Annotated in this window: 21 protein-coding genes; 19 read left to right on the top strand and 2 right to left on the bottom strand. The window is 43.3% G+C overall.

The window, feature by feature from the left end; genetic code table 11:
• Positions 1 to 38: 38 nt before the first annotated feature.
• Together ACTW1R_RS09985 and ACTW1R_RS09980 are read left to right on the top strand one after the other, a co-directional pair.
• On the top strand, positions 39 to 1,577 hold the full coding sequence (locus ACTW1R_RS09985; RefSeq protein ID WP_015509936.1) for a metal ABC transporter substrate-binding protein: 1,539 nt from the start codon (positions 39 to 41) through the stop codon (positions 1,575 to 1,577).
• 66 nt (positions 1,578 to 1,643) lie between these two features.
• Complete coding sequence (locus ACTW1R_RS09980; RefSeq protein WP_060793052.1) at positions 1,644 to 2,654, top strand: plasmid pRiA4b ORF-3 family protein; 1,011 nt, start codon at positions 1,644 to 1,646, stop codon at positions 2,652 to 2,654.
• Positions 2,655 to 2,744: 90 nt separating this feature from the next.
• Here the strand turns inward: ACTW1R_RS09980 and ACTW1R_RS09975 are convergent, their stop codons facing one another.
• On the bottom strand, positions 2,745 to 3,860 hold the full coding sequence (locus tag ACTW1R_RS09975; protein ID WP_489927271.1) for an NAD(P)/FAD-dependent oxidoreductase: 1,116 nt from the start codon (positions 3,858 to 3,860) through the stop codon (positions 2,745 to 2,747).
• Positions 3,861 to 3,978: 118 nt separating this feature from the next.
• Here ACTW1R_RS09975 and recQ point away from each other — a divergent pair, with 118 nt between their 5' ends.
• The 15 genes from recQ to ACTW1R_RS09900 all read left to right on the top strand — a co-directional run bounded on the left by recQ (position 3,979) and on the right by ACTW1R_RS09900 (position 23,787).
• The gene (gene recQ, locus ACTW1R_RS09970) at positions 3,979 to 5,745 is read left to right on the top strand and encodes a DNA helicase RecQ (protein ID WP_010749536.1); all 1,767 of its coding nucleotides are present in this window, start codon (positions 3,979 to 3,981) and stop codon (positions 5,743 to 5,745) included.
• A gap of 57 nt (positions 5,746 to 5,802) precedes the next feature.
• Positions 5,803 to 6,222, top strand: coding sequence for a GNAT family N-acetyltransferase (locus tag ACTW1R_RS09965; RefSeq protein WP_060793049.1), 420 nt, complete (start codon positions 5,803 to 5,805; stop codon positions 6,220 to 6,222).
• A gap of 57 nt (positions 6,223 to 6,279) precedes the next feature.
• Positions 6,280 to 7,023: a MurR/RpiR family transcriptional regulator gene (locus ACTW1R_RS09960; RefSeq protein ID WP_015509932.1), complete on the top strand. Its 744-nt coding sequence runs from the start codon at positions 6,280 to 6,282 to the stop codon at positions 7,021 to 7,023.
• Positions 7,024 to 7,565: 542 nt separating this feature from the next.
• A complete protein-coding gene (locus tag ACTW1R_RS09955; RefSeq protein WP_489927270.1) occupies positions 7,566 to 7,931 on the top strand; it encodes an EF2685/EF0750 family sortase-dependent surface protein in 366 nt (121 codons plus the stop codon).
• 44 nt (positions 7,932 to 7,975) lie between these two features.
• On the top strand, positions 7,976 to 10,309 hold the full coding sequence (locus ACTW1R_RS09950) for a lectin-like domain-containing protein (protein ID WP_375826604.1): 2,334 nt from the start codon (positions 7,976 to 7,978) through the stop codon (positions 10,307 to 10,309).
• Positions 10,310 to 10,611: 302 nt separating this feature from the next.
• Positions 10,612 to 12,756: a glycoside hydrolase family 3 N-terminal domain-containing protein gene (locus tag ACTW1R_RS09945; RefSeq protein ID WP_375826603.1), complete on the top strand. Its 2,145-nt coding sequence runs from the start codon at positions 10,612 to 10,614 to the stop codon at positions 12,754 to 12,756.
• A 222-nt stretch (positions 12,757 to 12,978) separates the two neighbouring features.
• Positions 12,979 to 13,980: a LacI family DNA-binding transcriptional regulator gene (locus tag ACTW1R_RS09940; protein WP_118215176.1), complete on the top strand. Its 1,002-nt coding sequence runs from the start codon at positions 12,979 to 12,981 to the stop codon at positions 13,978 to 13,980.
• Between the two features lie 13 nt (positions 13,981 to 13,993).
• Positions 13,994 to 14,920, top strand: a complete 927-nt coding sequence (locus ACTW1R_RS09935) for an ROK family protein (RefSeq protein WP_182454480.1) — start codon at positions 13,994 to 13,996, stop codon at positions 14,918 to 14,920.
• A gap of 48 nt (positions 14,921 to 14,968) precedes the next feature.
• Positions 14,969 to 15,916 carry an ABC transporter permease gene (locus ACTW1R_RS09930; RefSeq protein ID WP_016610970.1) on the top strand — a complete coding sequence of 316 codons (948 nt, stop codon included), beginning with the start codon at positions 14,969 to 14,971 and terminating at the stop codon, positions 15,914 to 15,916.
• A gap of 12 nt (positions 15,917 to 15,928) precedes the next feature.
• Positions 15,929 to 16,804, top strand: a complete 876-nt coding sequence (locus ACTW1R_RS09925; RefSeq protein WP_005236529.1) for a carbohydrate ABC transporter permease — start codon at positions 15,929 to 15,931, stop codon at positions 16,802 to 16,804.
• 18 nt (positions 16,805 to 16,822) lie between these two features.
• Positions 16,823 to 18,466 (top strand): type 2 periplasmic-binding domain-containing protein, encoded by a 1,644-nt coding sequence (locus ACTW1R_RS09920; RefSeq protein ID WP_142974125.1) that lies wholly within the window; start codon positions 16,823 to 16,825, stop codon positions 18,464 to 18,466.
• 13 nt (positions 18,467 to 18,479) lie between these two features.
• On the top strand, positions 18,480 to 19,058 hold the full coding sequence (locus ACTW1R_RS09915) for a YesL family protein (protein ID WP_016610973.1): 579 nt from the start codon (positions 18,480 to 18,482) through the stop codon (positions 19,056 to 19,058).
• A gap of 164 nt (positions 19,059 to 19,222) precedes the next feature.
• The gene (locus tag ACTW1R_RS09910) at positions 19,223 to 20,851 is read left to right on the top strand and encodes a PTS transporter subunit EIIC (RefSeq protein WP_142974124.1); all 1,629 of its coding nucleotides are present in this window, start codon (positions 19,223 to 19,225) and stop codon (positions 20,849 to 20,851) included.
• Entirely contained in the window at positions 20,851 to 22,182 is a 1,332-nt protein-coding gene (locus ACTW1R_RS09905) for a 6-phospho-alpha-glucosidase (protein ID WP_034858513.1), read from the top strand. The genes ACTW1R_RS09910 and ACTW1R_RS09905 overlap by 1 nt, the downstream gene beginning before the upstream one ends.
• 231 nt (positions 22,183 to 22,413) lie before the next feature.
• Positions 22,414 to 23,787 (top strand): gluconokinase, encoded by a 1,374-nt coding sequence (locus ACTW1R_RS09900; protein WP_489927269.1) that lies wholly within the window; start codon positions 22,414 to 22,416, stop codon positions 23,785 to 23,787.
• A gap of 18 nt (positions 23,788 to 23,805) precedes the next feature.
• Here the strand turns inward: ACTW1R_RS09900 and ACTW1R_RS09895 are convergent, their stop codons facing one another.
• Positions 23,806 to 24,546 carry a MurR/RpiR family transcriptional regulator gene (locus tag ACTW1R_RS09895; protein WP_128489256.1) on the bottom strand — a complete coding sequence of 247 codons (741 nt, stop codon included), beginning with the start codon at positions 24,544 to 24,546 and terminating at the stop codon, positions 23,806 to 23,808.
• Between the two features lie 151 nt (positions 24,547 to 24,697).
• Here ACTW1R_RS09895 and ACTW1R_RS09890 point away from each other — a divergent pair, with 151 nt between their 5' ends.
• Positions 24,698 to 25,450: an IclR family transcriptional regulator gene (locus ACTW1R_RS09890; protein ID WP_026008086.1), complete on the top strand. Its 753-nt coding sequence runs from the start codon at positions 24,698 to 24,700 to the stop codon at positions 25,448 to 25,450.
• A gap of 110 nt (positions 25,451 to 25,560) precedes the next feature.
• Positions 25,561 to 26,208 (top strand): bifunctional 4-hydroxy-2-oxoglutarate aldolase/2-dehydro-3-deoxy-phosphogluconate aldolase, encoded by a 648-nt coding sequence (locus ACTW1R_RS09885; protein WP_005229908.1) that lies wholly within the window; start codon positions 25,561 to 25,563, stop codon positions 26,206 to 26,208.
• Position 26,209 lies beyond the last annotated feature (1 nt).

Below are 26,209 nucleotides of genomic sequence, written 5' to 3'. Positions count from 1 at the left end.
AAGAAAAAGAGGAAAAATAAAAGGAGTGTAGTTAGAAAATGAAGAAGTTTTTTAAAATAACGATGTTATCAGCAGTAGCCCTCGCATTGGCTGCCTGTGGTCAAGGTGGTTCTGACGCTACGGAGCAGTCAGGAAACGCCTCTTCTGAGAATGAACAAATTCAGGTCATGGCCACGTTTTATCCGATGTATGATTTTACACGCCAAGTCGTAGGGGAGGAAGGGCAGGTCGAATTATTGATGCCCGCAGGCACTGATTCCCACGACTACGAACCTTCTGCAAAGGACATGGCAAAGATCCAAGATGCGGATGTCTTTGTCTACAACAATGAAAACATGGAAATGTGGGTTCCTTCGATTGAAGCTACGTTAAATGATGGCGATGTGACAGTGGTCAAAGCCACAGAAGGAATGGTCTTACTTCCAGGAGACGAGGATCATGATCATGACCACGATCATGGCGATGATGGTCATTCCCATGAATTGGATCCCCATGTTTGGTTAGCACCAAGCTTAGCCATGAAACAAGTAGAGGCGATCCGTGACCAACTAAGTGAGGCTTATCCAGCGAAAGCGACAGCCTTTGCTGAAAATGCTGCGAATTATTTAGCGAAGTTACAAGAGCTTCATGCGTCTTATGAAGAAGCGTTTAGCAATCCAGCGCAAAATCACTTCGTGACCCAGCACGCAGCTTTTGGTTATTTGGCATTGGAATACGGGTTGACCCAAGTACCAATCTCTGGTCTTTCACCAAGCGAGGAACCTTCCGCTTCACGAATCGCAGAACTAAAAGAGTTCGTTCAAGAAACAGGTATCCAAACGATTTACTTTGAAGAAAATGCCAAAGACAGCATTGCACGAACGTTAGCTTCAGAAGCAGGTGTTGAACTGGCTGTCTTGAATCCATTAGAAGGATTGACCCAAGAACAAATGGATAACGGGGAAGACTATATTTCGATCATGGAACAAAACCGTGATGCCTTGAGAAAAACGACCGATGTAGCAAATGACAAAGAAATAGCAGAAGCCGAAAAAGAAAAAACGGTTTATAACGGCTATTTCGAGGATGCAGATGTTCAAGATCGTCCCTTATCTGATTGGGCAGGAGAATGGCAATCCGTGTATCCATTTTTACAAGACGGAACATTAGACCAAGTGTTTGATTATAAAGCAAAAATGGACAAGAAAATGACGGCTGACGAATACAAAGAGTATTATACGACCGGTTATCAAACAGATGTTGCTCAGATCAAGATCACAGACAATACAATGACGTTTATCTTCGATGATGGTACGAAGAAAGAAGCAAATTATGTGTATACTGGCAAAGAGATTTTGAACTATTCCGCTGGTAATCGTGGCGTACGTTTCTTGTTTGAAAGCACTGACGAAGATGCGGCATTCAAATACATCCAATTCAGCGACCATATGATCGCACCAAGTGCGTCCCATCATTTCCATATCTACTTCGGCAATGATAGTCATGAAGCTTTATTAGAAGAAATGGATCATTGGCCAACCTATTACCCAACTGGGATGAGCGGATTAGAAATTGCACAGGAAATGCTTTCCCATTAAAAAAAAGATTGACAATCCTCGCTCTTTTCGTCAAAGTAAACTTGATAGGAAGGAGCGAGAATTTTTTTGGAAAAAACATTGAAGAAATTAGCGAAAGTGATTGACCGTATGATGGATCACGTTGATTTGTATGGCGGACCAAGTGTGGTTAGTGACGACGATCTTGAACACTACTTAGATCCTGTTTTTTACTTGATCTTTTGCGCGGAAACAGATGGTGGCATGACTAAATTAAAAGACAAAGTCTTTGTCGAATCGGTGTACACCGAAATGCTGCCTCAAGAAGTACCGTACAGTTTAAATTTTCTTCCGTTTGCCAAAACAGCCATTGAAGACTTTTATTACTGCATGTATAAAGAAAAGCATATCACCAAATCACAATACCAAGAAATCGCCTTTGTATTGGCTGAAAAACAACCTATCTTTTTCGCACGGATGTCCAAACCCCAGTTTTGGTCAGCTGAAAAGAAAGAAGCGATGTTAGCGATGATTCAAGACACCGATCCTGAAGAACATGAACTATTGCCCGTTGATGACCCGCGTATTGCTGCAATCTCGCCAAAAATCGTCCCATTTCCAACGAAACATACGGCCTTTGATGAAGCGGCGAATAGACCAGTCGCCTATCAGATCCGTATTGATTTAGAAGGATACCGTCCGCCAATTTGGCGTCGTTTGATCATTCCTGCAGGGCTGACTTATGAGCAGCTGCATATGTTGATCCAGATTGCCTTTGAGTGGATGAATCAACATTTGTACTTGTTTATTGCCGGTTCGAAATCGATCGGCTTAGGCAATTCCGTACCAACGGATGCTTCCGGTATTGACCAAGATTTTCAGTATTGCAAGTCCATGACCTACATTTATGATATGGGGGCAGATTGGACACATAAGATCAAAATTGAAAAAGTGTTGACCACAGAAGATCACCCAGATCCCGTCGTTCCAGTATGTATTAAAGCTGTTGGCGATGTTCCGATCGAAGATGCCTTTGATGACGATTTCCGAGAACCACTGGATCGCGAGATCATCAATGAAATGTTACTCGATTATTGGGAAACAGGAGAATATGTTTAGCGATCAGCTAGAAGACTGTATCGTAACTCTGCAAGACTATCAATGACAACCACCAGACCCTAGCGGTTCTGGTGGTTTTTTAGTCTTCTGTCAAAGACGCTTCTTGATATATTCTGTCATCGGTTTTGTGTAGCTCGAGAAGTTTTTGGTTTGAGATCGTCCATCATTGATCCGATTGGCTAGGAGATAACCGATATAAGGCCCGGTCGTTAACCCAGAAGAACCAAGTCCACTGGCGGCGAACAAATTCGTTTCATCAGGCACTTCCCCAAAGAACGGCGCAAAATCAGAAGTATAGGCACGTGTGCCAACGCGCATGGTCACAGGCGTGGCAAAGAGTGCTTCGGGGACTTCAAGAAAAGCACCGATTCCTGTCATCAATTGCTGCTTGGCAGCTTCCGTAGGCGTCAGATCCCAACCCGCATCATTTTCATGCGTAGCGCCTAATAAAATTTGACCATTTGAGAAGGGGATCAAGTCGCCTTCACCCTCTAGCATGGCGACTGGCCAATTATCTGTCGGCAAGTTGGCAGCAAAGGAAAGCAATTGGCCTTTTTGCGGACGAATATCAACGTGATACCCCAAAGGTGATAACAAGTCTAACAATCCAGGTCCAGCTGTCAGACAAAGAACCTCCGCCTCAAGGAGTTGATCCTTTGCTTTGATTTGCCAATGGCTGTCCTTTCTTAAAATCTCGTCTTTTTCTTCGATAAAAGTGACTTGCTGCTGTAAGGCAACTCCTTTTACGTGCGCAAGATAAGCACGACCATCTAAACGACCACCCCCTGAGATCCGTAATGAGGGCATTTCCTTCAATAATGGCAGTGCCTCTTTGGTTTGTGGTCCTGTCAGCAAATCGATCTCGCCGATTTCTGGGGCTTCTTTGCGCCGACTCACAGCCAGATCTGCTAGCTCCTGAAGCGCGTTTTCGGGACGCACCACCAACGTGCCACAGGGGGCATAGATGGATTCATCTAAAGCAAAATCCCGCACCAATTGTGGGAAAAACGCGGCACCGTCTTGTGCAAGCTGGTACCATTTTTTATTGCGGCGTTTGGAGAGCCAAGGGGAGATGATGCCAGCACTAGCAGACGTTGCTTGCCCGATAAGGGAATCAACGACAGTCACGTCAAATTTGGTTTTATCAAGATAATTGGCGAGGGTCAATCCAATGATCCCACCGCCGATAATCACAACTTTTTTCATAGTAGAAGACTCCTTTGGTTGATTTCAATGAAAAGCGAATAAAAAGCGAAAGTTCTCTTAATGCCGTTTTCTTTGCGTACTTAATTGCGTATAATAAGGAAATGGAAAAGAGGGTATTATGCAAACTATTCAAACAGTCTTAAAAGAACATTTTGGCTATTCACAGTTTCGTGAAGGTCAAGAGACGATTATTCAATCTATTTTAACACAACAAAATGTTTTAGGAATCATGCCTACTGGTGGCGGGAAATCGATTTGTTATCAGTTGCCAGCGCTCTTGCTGGATGGGGTCACCTTGGTCATTTCACCTTTGATTTCTTTAATGAAAGATCAAGTAGACAGCCTCGTTGATATGGGGATCCCCGCTGCTTACATCAATTCTTCCTTGACAGGAGCACAGATCAATCAACGCTTGCAAGAAGCTCGCCAAGGACGAATCAAGCTGCTGTACGTTTCTCCAGAACGTCTGGACTCAGAAGCTTTTCGCTATTCGCTGCGGCAGATGCCGATCGCTTTGTTAGCCGTTGATGAGGCCCACTGTATTTCCCAATGGGGCCACGATTTTCGCCCGAGCTATCTGCGGCTCGCTGAAACGATCGACAATTGGGAACAAAAGCCCACGATCGTAGCCCTTACCGCAACAGCTACGCCCAAAGTTGCCGAAGATATCGAAAACTTACTTTCGATTCCAGCTGAAAATCAAGTCAAGACCGGCTTTGCGCGGGAAAATTTGGCTTTTCAAGTCGTCAAGGATCAAAAAGATACCTACATAACGACGTATTTGAAAATGAACCAAGGACAATCAGGTATTATTTACGCCAGCACCCGCAAAGAAGTGGAACGAATCTATCACCTGTTGAAGCATGAACACGTGTCAGTCGGGTATTACCATGGCGGGCTTTCAGAAGAAGAGCGCTCCTTTTTCCAAGAAGAATTTCTCTATGACCGCCTGCAAGTGATGGTAGCCACCAATGCATTCGGAATGGGAATCAACAAAAGCAACGTCCGCTTCGTGATCCATGCCCAGATACCAGGTAATTTGGAGTCTTATTATCAAGAAGCAGGGCGTGCTGGACGAGATGGGGAACCCAGTGATGCGATCTTGCTTTATGCGCCGCAAGACATGCAGATCCAGCAATTCTTTATCGATCAATCCGAATCAGACATTCTTTATCGCCAAAACGAATACTTGAAGTTGCGGGAGATGAGCCAATACGGACATACCCAATTGTGTTTGCAGCGCTATATTTTGCGTTATTTCGGAGAAGATGGTCCCGATTGCGGTCGTTGCAGCAATTGTCTTGATGAAAGAGAACAAGTGGATATCACAGTGGATACACAAAAAGTGTTGTCATGTGTGAAACGAATGGGCGAACGCTTTGGGAAAGCCCTGGTGGGGAAAGTGCTAACTGGCTCAGGCGATCAAAAAGTCAAACAGTGGGGCTTTGAAAAATTACCGACTTATGGATTAATGAAAGATTGGTCCCAAAAGGAAGTCAATCAGCTGATCGATTATTTAACAGCATCAGGGTATCTTTTGCCTTCTGAAGGGCAATACCCGTTGTTAAGTGTGACCAATGCGGGGATTGATGTGTTGCTTGGAAAAGCAAAAGTTTATCGAAAACAAACCAAAGTCAAACAGTTAGTGGTGGATGATGAGCTATTCGATCAACTGCGCACCTTACGATTGAATCTCGCACAAGAACAAAATTTGCCGCCGTATGTGGTTTTTTCTGATAAAACACTGCGAGAGCTGGCAGAAGTTCAGCCAAAAACGCCGATCGAGTTTTTACAGATCAAAGGAGTTGGCCAAAACAAGTTGGATAAGTATGGCGACGCCTTTTTAGCATTGCTTTCTGAATACGAAAAGACGGAAAGTGACTAAAATAGACCATTTTTCAAAGATAAGACAAAAAAGACAGCAGGAAGTGAGGAAACATCAGTGATTACGATTCGACCGGCAGTAGCTGCAGATCAAGCATTTTGGTTTTCTTTGGATACTCACTTACCAACGGAAGTCTTCGCCAAAAAGATAATGGAAAAAACTGCTTATGTTGTAGTTGCAGACGACCAGCCAGTAGGGTTGCTGCGCTACAATTTTTTCTGGGACACGATTCCTTTTTGTACCATGTTAGTGATCGCAAAAGCGCATCAAGGCAAGGGAATCGGGAAACGGTTGGTTACTTATTGGGAACAACAGCAAAAAGCAGCTGGCCATGCGCTTTGCTTGACTTCCACACAAGTCGACGAGCAGGCACAGCATTTCTATCGCAAACTCGGTTACCAAGATGCCGGTGGGTTACTTTTGACAAGTCCTGGATTTGAACAGCCGATGGAATTGTTTCTTGTCAAACAGTTGTGATGTTTCTGCCAGCTTATGGTACATTGATAGGAGAACAAAAAAATAGGAGCGTTTAAGATGTCTTTTTTTGGAAAAATCGATTTCAATGAGTTATCAGAGACCGATCGTGCAATCTATCATTACATGTCCAGCCAAAGTGATAAAATTCCTTACATGCGTGTCCGTGAGATCGCGCTTGAATCCCACACTTCAGCTTCTTCGGTCATGCGCTTTATCCGTAAATTAGGGTACGAAAGCTTTACGGAGTTCCGCACCCAATTTAAAGTCCCTGAATTAGATGCCGTTAGTTTTTATAGCAGCATGAATGTCCTGAATGCTGAACATTTTCCGCGAGATATTGAAGGAAAGATTCGTCGGATCGCAGAAAGAATGTTGGAATGCGACAACATCATTTTTTATGGCATCGGTGCCTCTGGTTCCATGTGTGAATACGCTGCCCGCCGTTTTGCTACGATTGGGTTTAATAGCTATGCATTAGTGGATAATACGTACCCCATTTTTGCTAAGTTGAAGCATACTTCGGATAATATGATCGTCGTCTTGTCCATCACGGGAACGACTACCGAGATTATTGAAGTCGTCAATGGGTTTCGTAACAATCCAGACTTCACTACGGTAGCGATCACCAGTGACGCCAATAGCACTCTGGGACGAATGTCCGATTATGTCTTGGACTATTCAGTTGATGTAAAACGCATCAACAAGTATGAAGATTTGACGACGCAAATTCCTTGTCTTTTCTTAGTGGAAGCTTTATCAGAGACGGTTCGTCAGTTTTCGTTAACAGCAGAAGAATTGTAAACGGATTTTTCTCTTTATTCACACGTAAATCAACAAACAGCTTCATTCCATCAAAAGGGATTCCTTTGATGGAATGATTTGGCTGTTTGTTTTTTTATTGTGAAAAAAATAGGTGTAGGTATCGATGGGAATCGACTTGAAAAGTTTGCTGTTTTTAAAGAAAGTAAAGCGACTAGCAAGAGGAACTGAGGGGCGAGACAATGTGTGCAGCAAGAATGACCTGAATTCGTGTCGTTTTCAATAGATTTTTATAGAATGACGCGTATTTTGGAAGAAATGAGCCATGAAAGATAACGGAGATTCACAATATTCACCATTTGATGAAGAATGTGAATTTTATCAAAAGTCAATCAACGATATAATAAATAGAACATGTTTGAAAACCATCGTTTTTGAGATATGTTATTTTATTTTGAGTGATATTTTTAATAAGGCTGATAAACCATGCTTTAAAATGGTTTTCTTCCACATTTCTTGCAAATCCTTTTATAATCTCAAAAACGATGGTTTTTGAAGTGAATTCTATAAAAGGAGGAGGGAGAATGAACATCAAAGGTGCGCGTTTTTTAGCAAAACTTCTAAAAGGCTGTCTCGCCTTATGGGTCGCTTGCAGTTTTCCAATAACAAGCTTCAGCGATGAGCTGCGATCAACCGAAACAGATGGAACCGTGCAGTTTGCAGGAGTATATGAACCGCTAGATCCTCCAGAACCATCACCGCCAACAGGACCAGTCCTACGCCCGCCGCAAGACACGGTGAAGCCGGGGGGAGAACTGCCTCAGACTAACACCGTCCAGCGATTGGATTGGGTGATTCTAGGCTGTCTTTTGATAATTATCGCGCTTGACTTATATGTACTAAAACAAATCATTCGAAAAGGAAAAGCTACTTCCCCAAAGTGGGAATAGCGTCCATTTAACAAACAAGAGAATGACATTTAGGAGTGAATGGGATGAACTCATTTTTTCGTAAAAAAAATAAAGAATTACTGGTTTTGCTTATCTTACTCCCTCTGATTATGACGTTCACGATCATGAATGCCGAGACGATTTATTCGTGGACCCCAGAGAATGAGCAAGAGGAGAAATCAGCTGAAGAAGTAATCGGAGAAATCTTCTTTCCAGAAGAATTGATCCAAGGAGAAGTCGATTATGTACTAGATTTTATCTTTTACTCAGAAGATGCCCTTGAAACGGTGGACCTCGCTTTGCCTGAACAAGTAATCATCGATCAGGAAGCATTGATGGAGGGGCTAACTGCTGTAAAAACAGAAAACAAAGGGGTGTGGCAGCTGATCAGCGAGGTCCCACAAACCACCTTTGTCTTACCGATTATTGTGGATACGATCGGAGAATATGAGCTCATCGTTGCCGAGTCTGCGTCACAACGGCTTCTGATAGTGGAAAACACGGTGATCGAAGATACTGATCAAGACGAAGATGAAAATGATTCTGCGGAAGCTGCACAAGAGGAAGAAGGAGACGAGGCTTCGGATGCGGCAGCGAAAGAGGCGGAAGTGGATGATAGAAGTGAGCAGATGGTCGAAGTGACGATTGACAAAAACAATTTTAGAGAACACTTTGATGTCCAAGGCACTGCTACTTACAATGAAGAAACGGGTCTATTAGTCTTGACAGAAGATATCACTTGGTCAGTCGGTTATGTTACCTTAAAAGACAGAATTAGTCTGGATCAGCCATTTACGCTTAAAGGTAGAGCCAATATAGGGTCTAAACCACGTGGTGCTGATGGGATGGCATTTGGCTTTCATAATTCTGAGACTCACATAAGAGGTCATGAGGGCAATGCATTTGGGATCGGTGGACTGAGAGATGCCTTCGCTTTTAAACTAGATAATAATTATAATGATACTCGAGGTCTTTTTGATAGTAATAGGTTTACCGTTGAAAGGGATCCAATACAAGTCGGCGATGCACCCTTTGCTGGCTTTATCTATCATAGGACACCAGTATTACTGGAAACATATATGGGAAATGATGCTCCAGCAGCAAGAACGGGTGCCAGAAATGGGGCAGATGATCCGATCTTGATTGAATATCAGCCAAATAATGAAGGTCGCTGGTTTCAAGTTACGTATAGAGATCGGATTTGGCGACGTGATATCAGTGATTGGCAGACCGCTGATGTTTCTGCAATGGCATTTATTATAGCCGGCAGTACGGGAGCGAGAAGTGATCGCCATACCTTTTATTTTGAAGAAATGAACTACTACATTGGTACCGGAACCGTCCATGTAAACTATCTGGATCGAGAGACAGGAGAGCCTATTCTTCCTGCTGATACACTGGATCTGCCGTTACGTTTTCTTCATACACTGGACCCCAAGAACCGAGAGAGCGATGAACCCTATCAGTTAGGGTATGACTATTATGGTGTTGAGTATGAAGCAGAACACTTTGACCCAGATACATTTGACATTATGCCGCAGCCGTTCCATCAGGAGGTGACTTTTTTATTTGATCGCGTGCCATCGAACATCAAGATCAATCACATAGATGAAGAAGGGGTAACACTGAGGGAACCAACCTATCAAGGAGAATTCGTAAATGAATCGGTCGATATTCTGCCTGTGGAGATTCCTTATTATCAATATCTTTACGAGCGGGACGGTCAGCCGCTGGAAACAAGAGTCACCCGAGATGAACAAGAATACTGGCTGGTTTATGGTTTGGAAAGTACTCCGCAACCAGTAGATCCTCTTGACCCGGATACGCAAGTAAACCCTGAGAATCCGCCTGAGATTGATGAAGAACAAGGGTTTGTCAGCTTGGATTTTGTTTCCCAATTCCAGTTTGGGACAGTTGGCATTCGGTCAGAAACGACGACCTATGATGCCTTACCGCAAAAACTGCTTCATCCGGCTGATCCAAATGATAATCTACGCCCTAATTATGTGCAAGTTTCGGATCGGAGGCGGGAAAATTCTGGTTGGACCCTCCGTGCAACCTTACGAACCCCTTTTGAAAGTGATGAAGGGCATCAACTGAATGGTGCTAGAATTTTGTTAAACAATATCGATGTAGCAACGACTCGAGAGAATGTGTCTGATCCCCCTACGTTTAAACCGCAAGCAACCCTGACTGTTGGACAGGCTGAAGTGATTGCGCAAGCAAATGCCAACGAAGGTAGAGGCACTTGGGTCCAGCGCTTTGGCGATCGAGAAACAATGGATCAAAGTGTGAAACTTGAGGTGCCAGTGAGTGCAGCACCTCAAGCCACGCGATATACAGCAACGATCCTCTGGGAACTTTCATTTGTTCCTTAAGAATAAAGTAAAAAGAAGCTGCAACTAGCTGCAGCTTCTTTTTATTAGAATCATGGAAGAGACAATGTCGCATGTATCAGGGGATTCGGTGCGATCCATTTTTTGTGGTACACCTTGTACCATGATGAAGATTTTTCCTTTTTCCCATGAGTTGCACCAAAGTAGGAACACTATCTTTTTTTGAAAACGTTTTTAATTATACTGGATGAAAGGAATAGATACTTTTTTGCTTCTGCTAAGAAGGCGCAAATAGGGCTTTTTTTAAGCAAAAGAAGAGAACCGAATGATTGGAGAGAATAATAGTGGAAACCGTAAAACTAAAAGAACTGATTGACCAAATGACCGTAGCTGAAAAAGTGGGCCAGTTAGTCCAACTGACGCCAGATTTTTTTGCACAAGGAGGAGAAATCACGGGTCCGATGCAGCAATGGCAAATGAGTGAAGACCAATTATTTACGATTGGTTCTGTGTTGGGCACTCATACTGCTGAACAAGTATATGCCATCCAAACGTCTTATCTTAAGAAAAGTCGTTTAAAGATTCCCCTTGTTTTTATGGCAGATGTTATCCATGGGTATGAAACGATTTTCCCAATTCCGCTTGCCTTAGCCTCTTCCTTTGATGCGCAGTTAGTGGAAGAGGTTGCTAAAGCTTCAGCGAAAGAAGCGGCAGAAGCTGGTGTCCATGTCACGTTTTCACCGATGGCGGATCATGTCAAAGACGCGCGCTGGGGAAGGGTCTTGGAAAGTAATGGGGAAGATCCCACCTTATCTTCTGTATTGACGGCTGCTTATGTACGAGGGTATCAAGGAACTGCTTCCCTTGCAGAAAATAAACAGCGAATTACCGCTTGTGTCAAACACTTTATCGGCTATGGCGCTGCAGAAGGTGGACGGGACTACCATACCGTTGATTTGTCCGATCTGGAGCTCTATCAGAATTATTTGCCCGCATTTCAGGCTGCGATTGAAGCAGGGGCACAATTAGTAATGACCTCCTTTAATACGATCCACGGTGTTCCTGCCACCGCAAATCAACCCTTATTGCAGGAAGTATTACGACAAAAGCTGGGATTCGACGGCTTGATCATCTCAGATTGGGCAGCGGTAGCGGAATTGATGGCGCATCGTGTAGCTGCTGATCGAAAGGAAGCCGCAAAGAAAGCTTTTACTGCTGGCGTGGAAATGGATATGATGAGCGATTGCTATCTGAATGCATTGGAACAAATCATTCATGCAGAACCTGAAATGAACGAGCAGCTAAATAAGGCTGTCTTTCATGTGTTAAGCTTAAAGAATAAGTTGGGTCTTTTTGAAGACCCTTTTAGAGGATTAGTGCAGGGCAACTTAGCACCAAAATTAGCGCAGGAAACACGCCACCTTTCACGAGAAGCAGCAAAGAAAACAACGGTTCTTCTGAAAAACCAAGCACTGTTACCGTTGCAGAAAAAGCAAAAGGTCGCGTTGATCGGCCCCAAAGCAGCTTCGAAGGATCTTTTGGGGGCTTGGTCGTGGATCGGCAAACCGGAGGCTGCGGTCTCCTTAGCGGAGGGTCTTTCTCAAAAAGAAATTGACTTAACTGTCTTATCGTATCCTGATGGGGAAATGCTGACGAGTACCTTTATTGATGAGGCGTGTAAAGTTGCTAAAGAAGCTGAGGTTGTTTTATTGGCTCTGGGGGAAACTAGCGAGGAAGCGGGAGAAGCGGCAAGTCTGACCAAACTTTCTTTATCAAGAAAGCAAGAAGCATTGATTGAAGCAGTAAGTCAGGTCAATCCTAGGATCGCAACGATTCTTTTCTGTGGCAGACCACTGGTTTTGACCGCCATCGAGCCTCTTTGCCAAGCCATCATGATTGCCTGGTTCCCTGGATCAGAAGGAGGCAATGCGTTGGCAGATTTGTTGATGGGCGAGTCTGAACCGCAAGGACGTTTAGCTATGAGTTTTCCTCGAGCAGAAGGCCAATTACCGATGACCTATGCTCAACTCTCTACAGGTCGTCCACTGACTGAAGAGAATAGTGATCAAAAATATATTTCGCGTTATATGGATGAAAAAAATGAGCCATTGTTTTCTTTTGGCTCGGGGATGGGCTATGGTCGATGCACGATCACCCACACCCAAATCATTAATCCTCAGGAAAAGGATGCACCATTTGAGATCAGCTGCACGCTGAAAAATGAGGGAGATGTGCCGCATACGACGACACTGCAACTCTATAGCAGAGACGATGTTACAGAAGTAGCGCGACCGATGCGGGAATTAAAACAATGGCAAAAAATCCATCTTGCTGCAGGCGAAGAAAGGCAGCATACATTCTATGTTACACCAGAGGATTTTGCTTACGTTCATTCCGATTTCTCGACAAAAAGTGATCCTGGTACGATTTCTTTATACCTTGGCTTTGCTGCTGCCTCAGCGAAGTTGATTGGTACGCTCACGATTTAAAAGCCTTTCGAGGCTTTTTTTTGTAGGTACAACTTGTACCATGATGGCACAGGTTTCAAGTTGCTGGTACAAACGCCAATCAGCCCTAGAATCATTGTGGATGAAAACGTTTTTATATATAGTTGGATTATCAGATGACCAGTGAGGTAACGGTCGTTCATTTTTCCGATAAAATAAAAACGTTTTTATTTTTGCGGGATCAGTTTAGGAGGTGAGGGTCATTTGGCAAATCGAATCACGATCCGAGAAGTAGCGAAAGAAGCAAATGTGTCGATTGCGACGGTTTCCAAAGCACTCAACGGTGTCGATGTTGTTCGCCCAGCTACGAAAGAACGTGTGGTGGCGGCAGCACAACGTTTGCATTATGTTCCCAATTTAATGGGCAAACAATTGAAAAACACGAAAACGAAAATGCTCGGTTTCTACACTACCAGCATGAAAGGGCCTTACTTTAGCGTATTAGTTGAAGCGATTGCCAGAGAGGCAGAAAAACATGGTTATGCGGTCAATGTCTTCTTATCCACGGATAAACGAGTGGTTCTCAATAGTATATTAGGCGGTGTTGTTGATGGCATTATTGGCTTTGAAGATTTTTTAACAAAGCAGGATTTGGCTGCGATGGAACGAGAACAAATCAAAGCCGTCTTTATCGATCGAAACATTCAAGAGAAGAACTTCGGCAGTGTAGTCTTTGATTCTTTCGAAAAAGGAAAAGCAGCCACCGAGTATCTTTTGTCTCTTGGCCACAAAAAAATTGCCTTTATCAGTGGTATCACTGGTGTTTATGATAGTGATGAGCGCTTAAGAGGGTATTTAGAAGCATTAAACGAGGTAGGGGTTTCTAAAAGGTCGGACTATCAATTACAGGGGTTCTTTGAAGAAGAACGAACGAGAGTCCGTGTGCAACAGTTTTTGTTAGAGCAGAAAGATTTACCCACAGCGTTTCTGGCGGGAAATGATCTTAGTGCGATCGGAACGGTCAAGGCGATCCATGAGACCAAGTGGCGGGTGCCAGATGATTTCAGCGTAATTGGTTTTGATGGCATCGATCTTTTGGACTATTTCATGCCTCGGTTGACGACTGTGAAAAATCCAATCCAATTGCAAGGGGTCACGGCAGTCAAACACTTGATCGAAATGATTGAGGAAAATGCCATTGGGATCTCCTACGTTTTACCAGGGGAATTGTGCATCAATCAATCGACAAAACAAGTAAATGAATAATGAGGGTGAAGCAATGTTTATTGGAATCGATGTTGGAGGAACCACCATCAAATATGGTGTGATCTTGAAAAACGGTGAAATTGTCAAAAAAGGACAGCTGCCGACGATCCATGAAAAGGAGGGATTTTTGCAATCCATCACAGCATTGATCAAATCATTGCAGCAAGAAGCAATAGTCGATGGTGTCGGGATTAGCGCACCGGGCATCATCCAAAAAGATGGCACGATGATTACAGCAGGATCAATCAAATCCCTTTATGGAATCAATTTAAAGCAAGAAATAGAAGAACGTGTCAAGCTACCGGTCATGGTTGAAAATGATGCCAATGCAGCGGCGATCGCTGAAAAATGGCTTGGGCACGCACAGAACTGTGAGAACTATCTATGCCTTGTCGTCGGTACAGGCATTGGCGGTGGGATCATTGTTAATGATCAGCTCTATCGCGGCAGCCATGGCATGGCAGGTGAATTCGGATGGATGCTGATCGATAGCTTACCTGACCAAGGAAATTTAGAAACTGTTTCCTTGAACCAAAGAGCTGCTGTCGTGGGGGGGCTTTGCCACCAGTACCAGTTGGCACTTCAACAGCTTGGTCGGAGTGATTTCCCTCAAGATGCGGTGGAGATCTTTCAGCGAGGAGCGCAAGGAGAAGTGGTAGCGAACCAAGTGCTTGCACAGTTTTTTCAAGATTTATCAGTGGGCTTGCTCAATTTGATCAGTACATTTGATCCCGAGCTGATTTTGATTGGTGGTGGGATCAGTGAAAATGATGGGTTTATGGCAAGGCTTGAAGAGAACCTCTGTCAGCTAAAAGCTCGCCATGAAAGTATTGGTTACTTAGAAGGACGCACGATTGCACCGATTCGACGTGCAAAATTAAAAAACGATGCAGGTATGATTGGTGCGGTCTATCAGTTGATGAACCAACGAAGGAAGTAACTCATTTCCTTCAGATGAAAAAGTAAGCGTTTTAGAAAGGGTGGAACAATGGAATCTAAAGGAGTCGTACTTAAAGCAACCCCAAAGAAAAGAACCTTTTTGCAGAAACTAAAAGGCCAAAGTTTTTATCAAGCAATGGTTTGGCCAGGGATTATCCTGATGATTATTTTTAATTTTATCCCACTATACGGGATCGTCATCGCATTTAAAGATTACTCAGTGCTTGATTCGATCGCGAATGCAGAGTGGGTCGGTACCCAATATTTCCAAGAATTTTTTAGTGATTCAATGTTTTGGACGGTGATGAGTAATACGTTAGGCATCAGCTTTTTTAAACTACTGATTGGTTTTCCAGCAGCGATTGGCTTAGCGGTATTGATCAATGAAATCGTTCATGTGCGCTTGAAGAAGGTTGTTCAAACGGTGTCTTATTTGCCACATTTTCTTTCTTGGGTCATCTTAGGAGGCATGTTTATTACGTGGTTGTCTGATACCGGTTTGGTCAATAATTTACTGTTAGGTGTTGGGTTGATCGATGAACCGATCCGCTTCTTGACTGATCCCGAAAAATATTGGGCGATTGCAGTCATTTCCGATATTTGGAAAGAAGTTGGATGGAATACGATTTTATACATCGCTGCTATGACAGGGATCAATCCAGCTCTTTATGAAGCAGCGAGAATGGATGGCGCCACGAAGTTTCAGCAGATTACTCGGATCACGATCCCTTCGATCCGTCATATTATCGCCTTGACATTTGTTTTGTCAGTCGGTGGGTTATTGGGTTCGAACCTCGATCAAACACTCGTCTTACAAAACCCTGTCAATTATCAGTCCAGTGAAGTCATTAATTCATTCGTCTATAAAATGGGGATTCAACAAGGAGACTTCTCCTATGCGACCGCCGTTGGTCTATTTGTGTCGGTTGTTTCATTGATCCTTGTGGTCGGTAGTCATCTTTTGACAAAAAAAATCAGTGATGAATCAGTCTTTTAGAGGAGGGAAAGTATGAAACAAACATTTTCAAAAGATGAGAAGATCTTCAATACTGCCAATGTGATTTTCATGGTGTTCTTCTTAGCCATCATTGCGTTGCCACTATGGAATATCGTCGCCTTGTCTTTCAATGATGCAACCGATGCCGCAAGAGGGGGGATCTATTTCTGGCCACGGGAATTTTCACTAGAAAGTTACTACACCGTTTTTGAAGATTCTGCGATCTATAAAGCCTTTGTCATCTCAGTTGCAAAAACAGTGATTGGTGTTGTTTTGCATACGGCATTGACGGCGATGGTTGCTTACGGGATGAGTCGTAGAAACTTAATGGGGCGGAAAATCTATATGAACATGGGGATTTTAACGATGTTCGTTTCTGGAGGGATGATTCCTACCTTTCTCTTATTTAAAGAACTCGGCTTGTTAAATAATTTTTGGGTTTACATCATACCTGTTTTATTTTCTTTTTACGACATGGTGATTTTGATGAATTTTTTCCGGAGCATTCCATTTTCGCTGGAAGAATCTGCCATGATGGATGGCGCCAATCCTTTTATTATTTTCGTAAAAATCATTTTGCCATTGTCCCTTCCAGTTTTGGCAACCATCGCATTATTCCACGGCGTCTTTCAGTGGAACGACTACATGACCGCCAATATCTATGTTGATGATCGTAGTTTATATCCTTTACAAATGTTACTATTTCGGATCGTTTCGGAAAATCTATCGCCTGCAGTAGCAACAGGCACCAATGTGGTCAGAAATACGACTTCTCAGTCATTGCAATTAGCAACTATGGTGGTAACGACGGTTCCTGTCGTCGTGATCTATCCATTTTTACAAAAGTACTTTATTCAAGGGATGACTCTTGGATCAGTAAAAGAATAGACAAAAGGAGAGAAAAAAATGAAAGCAAGCAAATTATTTTTAGGGATCGGTCTCGTATGTACATCAGTCATGGTATTAGGTGCCTGTGGTAATTCCAGCAGCGAGTCAAAAGGAGCTGCTGAGGTAGAAGATCTGCCAGAAGCTCGCTTTGAAGCAGACAAAGATACCCCAAGCTGGCAAAAAGACACTGACCATGAAGCGACCTTGAAGTGGTATGTCAACTTTGATTGGTATGCTCAGCCAGGTTGGGGAAAAGACACTGTGACGCGAAAAATCAAAGAAGACATGAATATCAATGTCGAATTTATTTCAGGGAATGATGAGAACCTTAACACGATGTTAGCTGGAGGCGATCTGCCAGATATCATGACCTTCGATAAAAATCTATCTGCTGCCAACGAAGCGACGAAATTTGCTTTACCACTGAATCTTTTGGCAGAAAAATACGATCCTTATTTCCTAGAACATGCAGCGAAGCCTGAATCTGTTCAATGGTTTACTTTAGAAGATGGCAATATCTATGGATACCCAAGCTTTTCAACGACTGCGCAAGATTATGAGGACGGCAATGTAGTGGGAGATCAAGTCTTCATTGTCCGCAAAGATATTTACGAAGCATTGGGTGAACCTGATATGTCGACGCCCGAAGGATTTTTAGATGCGTTAAAACGGGCAAAAGAAGCATTTCCGACAGCAGATGATGGTGCTGCATTAGTCCCATTTGCTTCGACTGCATTAGATATTTCCAATGGCGGGGATGGCGCTTATGGTGGTACTTTGCAAGATTTTCTAAGCATTGCACCAAGTGTTGATGGGCAATTCAATGATCGAGACGCTGATGAGGAGTATATCACGTGGATCGAGACTTTTAGAAAAGCTTACAATGAAGGATACATCACCAACGACCAATTTTCAGACAATGACAACACGATGAAAGAAAAACTAGGGCAGGGCCGTTACTTTGCTTACTTGCATACAAACACGAAAGGACTCAATGAGTTCATGTCAGACAATAATGCCCGTAATCCTGAACAAACCTATATTGCCGTCGATGGGCCGAAGAATTCGAATGGCGATGATTCCACTTTTACTGGCGGAAATATTGGTGGATGGACACAAACCTTTATCACGACGTCGACAAAAGAACCCCAAAAAGCCATGGAGCTTTTGACCTATTTGGCAAGTGAATATGGCACGATGGTCACGACCTTTGGGATTGAAGGGGAAACATACAACCTCGTAGATGGCGTGGTTGAATACTCAGAGGAAACAGAGGCCTTACGAAATTCGGACATAGCTCGTTTTGACAAGGAAGTTGGGCTAGGTTCTTATTGGTTTGTTGGGAATGACAATTATGCTATCCAAATGGGACAAAAACCAGCTACATCGATTCGTCAGATGGTGGAATGGTCTCAAGATAAGTTAGCACCACGTTTTGAGATCGAAGACATTGATCCTCGCACCGGTTCTGAAGCAAGAAACCTCACTTCCATCAACACAGCAAGAGTGCAAGCGTTGGTCAACTTTATTCAAGCAGACTCTGAAGAAGCGGGACGTCAGATTTGGGAAGACTACTTACAAGAACGAGAAAACAATGGGTGGTCAGCAATCGTTGATTACCGAAATGAGAAAATCGCTGAAAATATTGAAAAACTAAACTAAAGGTGTGTGTGTGATGTTTGCTTTAGAGAGTCGTTTTTATCGTCTTTGCGAAGTTATTTTTCGTATGCTGGTTTTGAATCTCTTGTTTTTGGTGGTGTCGTTTCCGATCATCACGTTTCCTGCAGCTATGCGAGCGGTCGTAGATGCTTATGAACATCCTGAAGCAAAACTGCTACGCCCCTTCTTGAAAAACAGCAAAAACGCATTGTTGAAGACCCTACCATTAGGGGTCTTCAATCTCTTCTCATTTTTATGCGGACTCAGCTTGTGGCGTTCTGCTGCTTTGACGAATTCATTGTTTTTCTCTTTTTTGACCATCATTTTTCTTACATTTTTGTTGTCCTACAACATTAACCTGTATGTGATGCAATCAAAATTGCAAGATCGGCAAAACCTGTTTGACCTTTTTCGTAGTAGTTTTTTCTTTACAATGATGCACTACCATAAAGGGATCGGAATTTTAGTCCTAGCAGCGATCGGCTATTTCTTCACATGGCACTCAGCACCAAGTATCTTCTATCTGTTTTGTCTGTCTGGGCCCTTGTATTTTTATCAAAAAGTGTTGCATCTAAACAGAGTGGATCAATCTTGATTCACTCTTTTTTTGTTGCTTGTATTCGCCACTAGCAAGGAAGTAGATAGGATGAAACATGTTCCAATCTTTGAAACGCATTGAATTGAAAACGTTTGCTATTCTATTAGTAACAAATGTTTCCTATAATGAACCTACAAATCAACTACAAAGGAGTTTCCTCAATGAAAGAAAAAGTGATGGATGCGATGCAGAAATTCTCCAAGGCAATGTTTGTGCCTGTTTTGATTTTGCCGATCGCAGGGATATTGATTGCCGTTGGGAATGTGTTTACAAATGTCCGCTTGCTTGAGCAGTTTCCTTTTTTGGATAATCCGATAACCACCGGTTTTGGTAGTATCTTATCCGCTTCCTTATTACCGATTTTAACCAATTTAGGCATTATTTTTTGTGTTGGGATCGCTCTAGGGCTAGCCAATAAGAAAAAGGCTGAAGCGGGATTTACCGCGTTGTTGGGATATTTCGTCTTCTTAAATGCCATGAACAAATTCATGGAGCTTCGGGGGATGTTGGTTCCAGCCGATGCGCTTCAAGGTTCAGGGCAAGCGATCGTTTTAGGGATCCAAGTGCTGGATATGGGGGTCTTTCTTGGCATCATTTTAGGGATCGTCGTAGCATTGATCCATAATCGTTTTATCGATACGACCTTTAACAACGCCTTTCAAGTTTATGGCGGCGCGCGCTTCGTCTTTATTGTCTTGATTCCGGTCGTCGTGTTATTAGCCATCGTTTCCACGTTTGTATGGCCAGTAATACAAACTGGCATCGACGGTTTAGGCGGCATCATTCAACAAACGGGCAACTTTGGTATCTTCTTGTACGGTACGCTAGAACGCTTATTGATTCCAACTGGCTTGCATCACTTGATCTACACGCCGTTTTTGTATACTTCATTAGGCGGTGTCGCAGAAGTTGGCGGTCAAGTCTTTGAAGGGGCACGAAACATTTATTTTGCGGAAATTGCTGACCCAGCAGTCCGCGTATTATCGCAAAGTGTCATTTGGGACGCTCGTGGGATTTCAAAAATGTTTGGACTGATCGGTGCCTGTTTGGCGATGTATCAAACGGCAAAACCAGAAAATAAAGTCAAAGTCAAAGCCATTTTGATTCCAGCAGTTGTGACTTCCTTTATTGCAGGTGTGACTGAACCAATCGAATTTTCTTTTATGTTCGTGGCACCTGTTTTGTTCGTCATTCATTCTGCCCTTAGCGGCTTGAGCATGGTGGCGTTAAATCTCTTTGGTTCTCGCGCCATCGGACCGAATGGCTTCATCGACTTTCTTTTGTACAACTTGCCCTTAGGGATCGAGAAAACTCGCTGGCCAGTGTACTTGATCGTCGGGGTCGTCTTCTTCTTTCTTTATTACTTCTTGTTCCGTTTTTTGATCACGAAACTGAATTTGAAAACGGTCGGTCGTGAAGAAGATGGGACAGAGACCAAACTGTATTCGAAGAAAGAGTACAAAGAAAAACAACTTGCTGGAGCAGGTGTCGGGGTCATGGCGAGTGACCAAGCCGCCCCTAGTCCAACTAGTGAAACAAGTATCTCAGCAATTATCACCAAAGCGCTAGGTGGCGATGACAATATCAAAACCATCGACAACTGCTATACCCGCTTACGTTTAAAACTAAAGGATCCTGAACTCGTGGATGAAGCACTGCTAAAAGACGAAACACAAGCCAAAGGCGTGATCAAAAATGGTGAAAATGTCCATGTCGTCTATGGGTTGACCGTGCCGAAAGTGCGGGAAGAGTTAGAAAATTATCTGGGAAGAGAAGGAGAGATTGAATGATGAAAAATTTTTCAGTAGTGATCGCAGGGGGCGGCAGTACTTTTACCCCGGGAATCGTTATGATGCTGCTTGACAATCAAGAACGCTTTCCTTTAAGAAAGCTGAAACTATACGACAATGATGAAGCACGCCAAGCGATCCTTGGTGAAGCCCTAGCGATTTTATTAAAAGAACAAGCACCGCAAATCGAATTTTCGTTTACGACGGATCCTGAAGAAGCCTTCAGCGATGTCGATTTCTGTATGGCGCATATTCGAGTAGGAAAGTATGACATGCGGGAAAAAGATGAAAAAGTCCCTTTGCGCCATGGCGTCTTTGGCCAAGAAACCTGTGGACCAGGAGGGATCGCTTATGGGATGCGCAGCATCACTGGTATGCTGGAGATCATTGATTACATGGAAAAATATTCCCCCGATTGTTGGATGCTGAATTATTCCAATCCGGCTGCAATTGTAGCTGAAGCGTGTCGGGTCTTGCGTCCGAAATCAAAGGTTCTGAATATCTGTGACATGCCCGTGGGCACGTTGCGTCGCATGTCGCAAATCATCGGCAAGCAGCCAGAGGAACTAGAAGTTCGCTACTTTGGCTTGAATCATTTTGGCTGGTGGACCAGCGTCAAAGACAAAGAAGGCACGGAGTACATTCAAACCATTCGTGACTACGTTGCAGAACACGGCTATTTGACGCAGATCGAAGTGGATACCCAACATACTGACCCAAGTTGGCAAGACACCCACAAAAAAGCCAAAGACCTCTTGGCGCTCACACCAGAATATCTGCCAAATACGTACTTGAAGTATTATTTATACCCAGATTACGTCTACGAACACATGAAAGAACATCCAGAGTATACGCGTTCCAATGAAGTGATGGAAGGACGGGAAAAACGAGTGTTCGATCATGCCAAAAAGATCACTGCTCAAGGATCTGCTGAAGGGATCGCCTTTGAGATTGATGCCCATGCAACCTTTATCGTTGATTTGGCACGCGCCATCGCTTTTAATACGCATGAGCGAATGGTCATGATTGTGGAAAACAACGGCGCGATTGCGAACTTCCCAGATGATGCCATGGTGGAAGTGCCATGTATCGTCGGTTCTGATGGACCAGAAGCTCTCGCTCAAGGAAAAATTCCTGCCTTCCAACAAGCGCTCATGTTCCAACAGGTGACTGTGGAAAAATTAGTGGTCGAAGCATATGTGGAAAAGAGCTATCAAAAAATGTGGCAAGCGTTAAGCCTTTCCAAAACGATTCCTAGCGCAAAAGTAGCCAAAGAGTTGCTCGATGATTTGGTCTCGGAAAATGGTGATTACTGGCCAGGATTGTCTTGATTTGTTTCACATTTGCGAAACATTCGCGAAACATTCGCTCGTTGGATAACTGAAAGAGGAAGATTCTCCAAGAATCTTTCTCTTTTTTGATTTTTGTTGTGGAAGGATAATTCTCTGAAGAAAATCACCACGAAACGTCTTCTCAACAAAACGATCAGACAGGTATACTAGAATATGCCACTAACTATGGTAGAATAAAGCTAATTGAATCAGATGAGAGGGAGCAATGCGATGTTTTTAGGGATTGATATCGGCACGACAGCCATAAAATTTGGGGTCATTGAAGATCGGAAAATCATTTACTCACAGTCATTACCAATCAAAACCCATAGCCACGGGTTAAAACAGACCCAATCAGCGACCCAGATCAGTAGCCAATTGATCAGTGGTGTCACAACGATTCCCGCTCAATTAAAAGCGGCAATCACAGTGATCGGGTTCAGTACCGCCATGCACAGTTTGATGCCAGTGGAGGGTGAGACAGCAGAAGAGATTTACATTTGGTCAGACAATCAAGCGAGTCAAACGATGACGGCCTTTCGTCAAACGGATCTGGCGGCAACGTTTTATGAAGAGACAGGGACACCGATCCATGCGATGTCTCCCTTTGCGAAACTGGCTTATTTCCAAACAAATGGTTCATATTCCAAAGAGACGAAATGGTTTGGCTTAAAAGAACTAGCAATGGCGTTGTTTACCAGACAAGCACGGATCGATTATAGTACCGCATCAGCGACCGGTCTTTTTTCTTTGAAAGAAAAGCAATGGAGTCAAAAGATTCTCAATTATTTATCCCTTTCAAAAGCCCAGTTAGCGCCTTTATGTGCACCGACTGATCGTTTTTTGATTACAGAGGAGATGGCGCAGCGGTGTGGCTTGAAGCCTGAGGTAGAAGTGATGTGTGGGGCTAGCGATGGGTGTTTAGCAGCATATGCTGGCTATATTTCTACAGGGATCCGCAACAGCTTGACGATCGGAACCAGTGCGGCGGTTCGTAAAGTAAGTGAGACCACCGTCTTTGATCGCCAAAAACAAAATTTTTGCTACTATCTGCAAGATGACCTCTATGTCGTAGGGGCACCTTCGAATAATGGTGGCTGTGTCCTTGCTTGGGCAAAAGAGACCTTATCAGAAGATCCTGATGCGTTTTATCATTATCTGCCTCAAGTCATGGAGGAGTCGCCGATCGGCAGTAACGGCTTACGTTTTTTTCCCTATTTAAACGGGGAGCGGGCACCTTTTTGGACAAATGAGATCACAGGCGGCTTTTCTGGCTTGACCCTGAAACACAATCGCTCAGACATGTTGCGGGCAGTCATCGAAGGCATGCTGATGAACATCGATTTATTAAAGCAAATGGCGCAGTTGGAAGGGTCAGTCACTGTAAGTGGTGGTTTCTTTCAAACAAAACTTTTAGGTCAAATGACCGCGGATGTGTTGGGGCTGATCTGTTATCTTTCCGATGAAAACGAACCGATATTCGGCTTGTATGATTTATACAAAAGCTCTGTTGTGCGGCAAGATCAGCCAGATGAAAAATTTGTTCCTGATCCGCAGAACCAAGCGCTCTATCAAGAATTGGCAAAAACCTATTTTCAAGCATAAGCAAAAACCAGCAATCCACTAGGGTTGCTGGTTTTCTTTTTCAACATGGGTAAAAGCGTCGACGATATATTCCATCAATAAGAGCAGTTTACCAAAGAAGCTAGTGTACTGGATGTTTTGGGTGTCGTAGGGACGTTCATCGGTCACTTCAAAGGAAAAGGTCGCTAGTTGATTGGCGCGATGATCACCGTTCCCGCAAAACAAAACAGTTGGTATGTGATGTTCATTGGCTAATGCCATCTTCTCCAGTACTTTTTGTGTTTCGCCAGATTTAGAGATGGTGATCAGCATACTGATGTTCTCGATGTTGTTACTAATGATCCCACCTGAGTCAGAAGCACTGACTAATAAGGTTTTGATGCCGTTGACAAGCATTTTTTTGTGGAGGTATTCTGCCACGATCCCAGAAAAACCTGTTGCATAAATCGTAATAAACTTGTCCTTGTTTCGTCCATAGATTTCTTTGATCGCGTCAATCGTATCTGCAATACTGGCAGCGTCAATTTGGTAATCGATGGCGGCTTCAGTGATCGTCTGATTTTTCAAGCGATTCTTTAAGAAGTAAAGTAGCTCTAGATAGCCAGAAAAACCTAATTTTTGCGCAAGCCGCACGATGGTTGCGGGGGAAGTGTAGATCGCTTTAGCGATTTCTCTTAAGGGCAGTCCATCGATCGCAGCGGTATTTGCAAGCAAATAATTAAGGATTTGCAGCTCATTGTCAGTCAATTTTTTTCCTTTGATCAATACATTTAAGTCCATTGTTCGGCACTCCTTTGTCTTGTCTTCATCATACAATGAATAACGACAGAAAGTAAAATGGGAATCGCGTCATGCTGATATATAGGAAAAAGGATTGTGCATTTCCTAAAAAGATATTATAATTTCTTATATAGAAAATAAAGGTGGAGAAATGATGACGCAAAAACCATATGGAACCGTACTACTAAAAGCAGCAACCATTTTAGATTATCTCGCAGAAGCGCCAAGTAAACCATTGCAAGAAATTTCAGAAGCAACGAAACTGACCCCATCCACAGCTTTGAAAATATTAGAAACGCTGCAAATGATCGGCTATGTCAAACGCGACAAAGAGAAGAATTATCGCTTAGGGTCTAAGCTGATCAAGTATGCCAATCAAAACATTCAAGAGCTTGATTTAGTGGAAATCAGCTTGCCTTACTTGGAAGCATTGCAGAAAACGGCGGATGAAACAATCCACTTAGGGGTCTTGACTGCCAATGAGATTCTTTATGTCAATAAATTGGAGCCCCACAATCAAACGATCCGCATGTCTTCCAAAGTAGGGATCACAAGACCGTTGTATAGCTCTGCCATGGGGAAAGCTGTTTTAGCGGAGTTTGATGCCCCTCAAGTGGAAGAATATTTGGCAGCAACGCCTTTAACCGCTTATACGGAAAACACCATTACGAATCAGTTGAAGTTGAAGAAAGAATTGGAACAGGCAAAAGAAAACCAAGTAGCGTTTGATGATGAAGAAATGGAACAAGAAATCTATTGCATCGGCGCCTCACTGATAAAGGATCAGGAGATCGTTGGGGCGTTTTCTATCAGCCTACCGAAATACCGCTTGACCCCAGAATACAAATCGACATTGATCGATGCGATTATTGCGACAAAACAACAAATTGAACAAGCATTATAAACTTTTTAGTGGAAAGCCCTTGCAAATAAAAACGAGAACGGTATAATAAACCTGTAAGTTTCTTTATAATAAATACCATTTTCCAAATAGGAAATAAATGGAGGGTCTCAATGAAAAAAGTAGCGAATTTAATGAAACTAAAAGAAAGCGGCGTGATCGCTGTTGTGCGTGGCGCTTCAAAAGAAGAAGCACTACAAGCAAGTAAAGCGATCGTTGCAGGGGGGATCACTGGCATTGAGTTGACTTTTACAGTGCCTCAAGCGGCGGATGTAATCGCTGAATTAGTAGCAACCTTCAAAGATAATCCAGAGGTAGTCGTTGGTGCGGGGACCGTTCTAGATGCAGTGACCGCTCGCTTAGCGATCATGGCAGGAGCACAATATGTGGTAAGCCCAACCTTTGATCAAGAAACGGCTGAATTATGTAATTTATATCAAATCCCGTATCTGCCTGGTTGCATGACCATTTCAGAAATGAAGGACGCCTTAAAAGCAGGCGCAGATATCATTAAACTATTCCCGGGTAGTGCGTATGGACCAAGTATCATCTCGGCCTTCAAAGCGCCATTGCCACAATTAAACATTATGCCGACCGGTGGTGTCAGCTTAGACAACATGCAAGAATGGTTTGCGGCGGGTGTCGTAGCCGTTGGTGTAGGGGGCAATTTGTTAGCGCCAGCAGCAAGTGGGGATTTTGACAAAGTAACAGAAGTAGCGAAACAATATGCGGCAAAATTAAAAGAGATTCGAGGAAAGTAAG

It is taken from the genome of Enterococcus sp. R12 (assembly GCF_058135755.1).
The sequence above is the reverse complement of the archived record's forward strand: the minus strand, read 5'-3'. Positions and strand labels throughout refer to the sequence as shown.